The following is a 3,719-nucleotide window of genomic DNA, read 5'->3' as shown; positions in this document are numbered from 1 at the left end:
CGCCGCGCAATCCGCAACGTCAACACGCCATCTTGCAGGCTCGCGTCGATCTTCGACGTATCCAGATCCGGGCTGATCGAAAACGCGCGAGCATAGCGCGGCGTGCGCACCTCGCTGTGCGTCACGCTCATACCGGCAGGCGTAGGCACGACTGCTTCCGCCTCGATCGACAAATTATCGCCATGCACTTTGATCTCGAGTTTGTCCTTCGGCACGCCCGGTAAATCGGCCCATACGGTCACGCCATATTGATCCTCGACGATATCCACCGCGGGAACGAGCGCGGCCCGACGTCCCGCCGCGTCACGCGGGCTCAATTCGCCGGCATCGCGCCGGGTCACTTCAGTCTCGTTGCTCATTGAATGCTCCTTCGCCAACCGTAGGCATTACAGAACGGTGATGCTTCGCGGCTTCGACGATTCGTGTTTGCCGACGCGAATCATGAGGCAGCCGTCCGTATATTTCGCTTGCACGTCGTCCGGGTTTGCGTTTGGCGGCAACTCGATCACGCGCCGGAAGGCCCCCATGAATCGCTCTCGCGCATACGAACGGGCTCCCTCCCCCATTGCGGCCTCAGGACGCTCGCGCTCGCCGGCGATGGTCAAAAGACCCTTGTCGATGGAAAGCTCGAATTGCGATGGAGAGAAGCCCGGTGCAAAAACGACGATTTCAATCGCATCGTCCGTGGCGCCGATGTTCACGGGCGGAAAATAGCTTTGGTTCGAGCGCAGGCTGGCGGGGAAACCGCCGGCTAACGTCGACATTTGGCGCTGCAGGCGATCGAACTCGCGAAACAAGTCGCTTCCGACGTGTCCAAATAGAAAGTCACTCATGATAGTTCCCTCTTAGTTGGCGGCACAGCAACCAAGAACGACCTGCTGTCCGACTATGCCCCAAACATATTGGCGACGTTCTCGATTTCAAGAGGTCGATTCGCAGAAATCGAGCGGCCGGCCATCGAGCGTTGCAGACGGCCTCCAGCGCGATGTGACGCTTAGTGTGCGCCGCCCAACAGCAATGCCGACCTACCCCTTCTACATTAAGCCCAACCGGCGCATAAATGACATTCCACACTGCTGGGGAAATCGCGCGGTAGCGCATTTCGACGCTTCGCAAATACGTTGAAACCGGGGGAAGTATGAGGACCATAAAACATCAAGGCGTAAGCCGCGGCCGCGGAATTCGGACGAATCGAGCAACCCAGCACGGTGTGGCTGCAGTCGAATTCGCCCTTGTGCTGCCGATATTGCTTGTGGTCGTATTCGGCATCGTCGAGTTTGGGGTCGCCTTTTACGACAAAGCGGTGATCACCAACGCCAGTCGCGAAGGCGCCCGTGCTGGCGTGGTGCTGAAGAGTCCGAAAGCCACCTCGGCGGACATTCAAAACGTCGTGCTGAACTACACCTCGTCGCATTTGCTCACGTTCGGTACACAGCGCACACCGACGGTCACCACGACCGGCCAGGGCGGCACTTTCGGCACGCCCCTTACCGTAACGGTTTCTTACCCATACACGGGTTTGGCACTGGGCCAATTGGCGGCAGCGCTGTCGGGGCAGATCACCCTATCCGCAGTCACGGTCATGAACAATGAGTAAGGGGGCTGCCATGCGCTCGAGGGGAAGCAGAAGGAAGCAGGAAGGGGCCGTAGCCATAACGGTAGCCGTTTGCTTGGTCATGTTGTTGGGGTTTGCGGGGCTCGCCATCGATATCGGCAACGTGATGGTTGCGCGCAACCAACTGCAGAACGCGGCCGACGCGGCGGCGATGGCCGGCGCCGGATGTTTGATCCGTCGTACCGCGTGCAGCAACACGACGGCCCCGCAACCGGATTGGACGACGGCATCAGCCAAAGCATCCGCATTTTCAACCTCCACCAGCACGAACAAAGTCCAGGGCGCCGCGGTAAGAGCCAGTACGGTGTCCACGGGCTCTTGGACTGTCACCGGAACGCCGTCCGGCTTGGAGACCCTACCCTTCACACCTGGCCCGAATGATCTGCCCGCGGTTCGCGTGACCATCCACAAAGATGGGACCGACGCCAACGGCGCGGTAGCGACATTTCTGAGCAACGTGCTCGGCGTGCAGACCCTGAAAGCGAGCGCGGTGGCCACAGCAGTGCTGTCCCAACCGGGAAGCGTCGGCCCAGGCGGGCTGTTCCCGTTAGCCATGTCCAAATGCCTCTACGACAACTACTGGGATTCGACCACCAGCTCTCCCAAACTGTCGCCCAACAACAACATCCTGCCCGGTACGAGCATCGCACAACAAACGGGTCAGCCCTACTTTTTCCAAATCGGATCGTCGTACCATTACGGCACCTGCGATTCGGGGCAGTGGACGACGTTCGACCAGAATAACAACAGCGCCAGTTATGCCAGAAGCCTGCTGACGAGCGGCAACACCACCACCTTCGTCATCGGCGCCTCTCCCGGAACATGGATTCAAACCGGGACGGAAAACACGCTGTTCAACGGCACGGCCGCGTGCAGCGCAGCGGGCAACGGACAGTGTGCGTGGGTGACCGCGCCGGTGGTGGACACACCGTCGACGAGCGGGTTCCAGCCCGTCGTGGCGTTCGCTTGCTTGCACATTATGAATGCGCAGAATGGCTCTAAGCCGTATGTACTCGTGCAAATGACCAACGACATGAGTCATTGCGAAACGCCCAACGCTGGCGGTTTCGGCGCCGGCTACGGCGCCTACACGCCGCCCAGATTGGTGCAGTAAGCGATTCATGGCATAGTCACGGCATCTGCCCCATCCAATCCCACAAGGAGGCGATGCCGTGATCCGCAAGACGCTGAACGCATCGAGACTGCAAGACGAGGTGAGCCGCCGCCTGCACCGCATTCACGAGATCGTGGAAGACGGCGTCAAGATTCGCGTGCCGCGGCCGCAATTGCAGGAGCCCGACAAATCGGGCTGCAATTGGACCATGAAGCATTTCGGCAATGCGGTCGGCTTCGAGCGCTTCATCGATGAAGTGCTCACGGCCGTGCGAGCCGAATACAATCTGTCAGACGGCGACGACGGCAAGGATATTCGCAGCCTGTTCGGCGAGTAGTTCCGACGCCATGCTAAGCGCTTCACTGCGACCGGGCACGCTTTGGCCCACCCTTCTCGATCGAACCGACCATGCGCTGCTTTGCGGCGCGCTACGCCCGATCGAGACGGTCGGCACGGTCCTCGAAGACGGTGGTGTGCGCTTCGTCATCCGGCAAGTCTCTAGCTTGATGAACAAGCCGCGCGCCGATCCCAGTCAATCTGGAGAGCCGCGGCCGTCGGTCGACCCGTTCCTGCCTTACGATCCCGATCTTTTCGTCGCCGACGTGTCGCCCACACACGTGGCGCTGCTCAACAAATTCAACGTCATCGATCACCACCTGCTGATCGTGACGCGCGCATTCGAGCCGCAAGAGGCTTTGCTCGACTTGGCCGATTTCCAAGCATGGTTCGCGTGCCTCGGCGAGTTCGACGGACTCGGGTTCTATAACGGCGGCCGGGAAGCCGGCGCGAGCCAACCTCACAAGCATCTGCAAATCGTCCCGTTGCCGCTCGGCGATCGCGGGCAGTCGCTGCCGATCGAGTCGCTCGTCGAAGGCGCGTCGTTCAAAGGCGACGTTGCTAAGCTGCCCGGGCTCGCTTTCGAACACGCATTCACGGCATTGCCTCCGTCGGTTCCCGAGCAAGCCGCTGCCCTGGCGATCGATCGCTATC

General features: G+C 60.5%; 6 protein-coding genes. 4 read left to right on the top strand and 2 right to left on the bottom strand.

Going from position 1 to position 3,719, the window contains the following annotated elements; translation table 11 throughout:
* Together ACTHNR_RS07970 and ACTHNR_RS07965 are read right to left on the bottom strand one after the other, a co-directional pair.
* On the bottom strand, positions 1 to 359 hold a 359-nt coding region (locus ACTHNR_RS07970), incomplete at its 3' end, for an Hsp20/alpha crystallin family protein (protein WP_440547033.1).
* 27 nt (positions 360 to 386) lie between these two features.
* Entirely contained in the window at positions 387 to 833 is a 447-nt protein-coding gene (locus ACTHNR_RS07965) for an Hsp20/alpha crystallin family protein (RefSeq protein WP_440547032.1), read from the bottom strand.
* Positions 834 to 1,210: 377 nt separating this feature from the next.
* Between ACTHNR_RS07965 and ACTHNR_RS07960 the strand changes: the two genes are divergently transcribed.
* From ACTHNR_RS07960 to ACTHNR_RS07945, 4 genes are all read left to right on the top strand, one after another.
* A complete protein-coding gene (locus ACTHNR_RS07960) occupies positions 1,211 to 1,597 on the top strand; it encodes a TadE family protein (protein WP_440547031.1) in 387 nt (128 codons plus the stop codon).
* Entirely contained in the window at positions 1,590 to 2,729 is a 1,140-nt protein-coding gene (locus ACTHNR_RS07955; protein WP_440547030.1) for a pilus assembly protein TadG-related protein, read from the top strand. Before ACTHNR_RS07960 ends, ACTHNR_RS07955 begins: the two co-directional genes overlap by 8 nt.
* A 58-nt stretch (positions 2,730 to 2,787) precedes the next feature.
* Entirely contained in the window at positions 2,788 to 3,066 is a 279-nt protein-coding gene (locus ACTHNR_RS07950; RefSeq protein WP_440547029.1) for a hypothetical protein, read from the top strand.
* Between the two features lie 10 nt (positions 3,067 to 3,076).
* On the top strand, positions 3,077 to 3,719 hold a 643-nt coding region (locus ACTHNR_RS07945; protein ID WP_440547028.1), incomplete at its 3' end, for a phosphorylase.

It is taken from the genome of Trinickia sp. (genome assembly GCF_051954495.1).
Lineage (GTDB): Bacteria > Pseudomonadota > Gammaproteobacteria > Burkholderiales > Burkholderiaceae > Trinickia.
The sequence above is the reverse complement of the archived record's forward strand: the minus strand, read 5'-3'. Positions and strand labels throughout refer to the sequence as shown.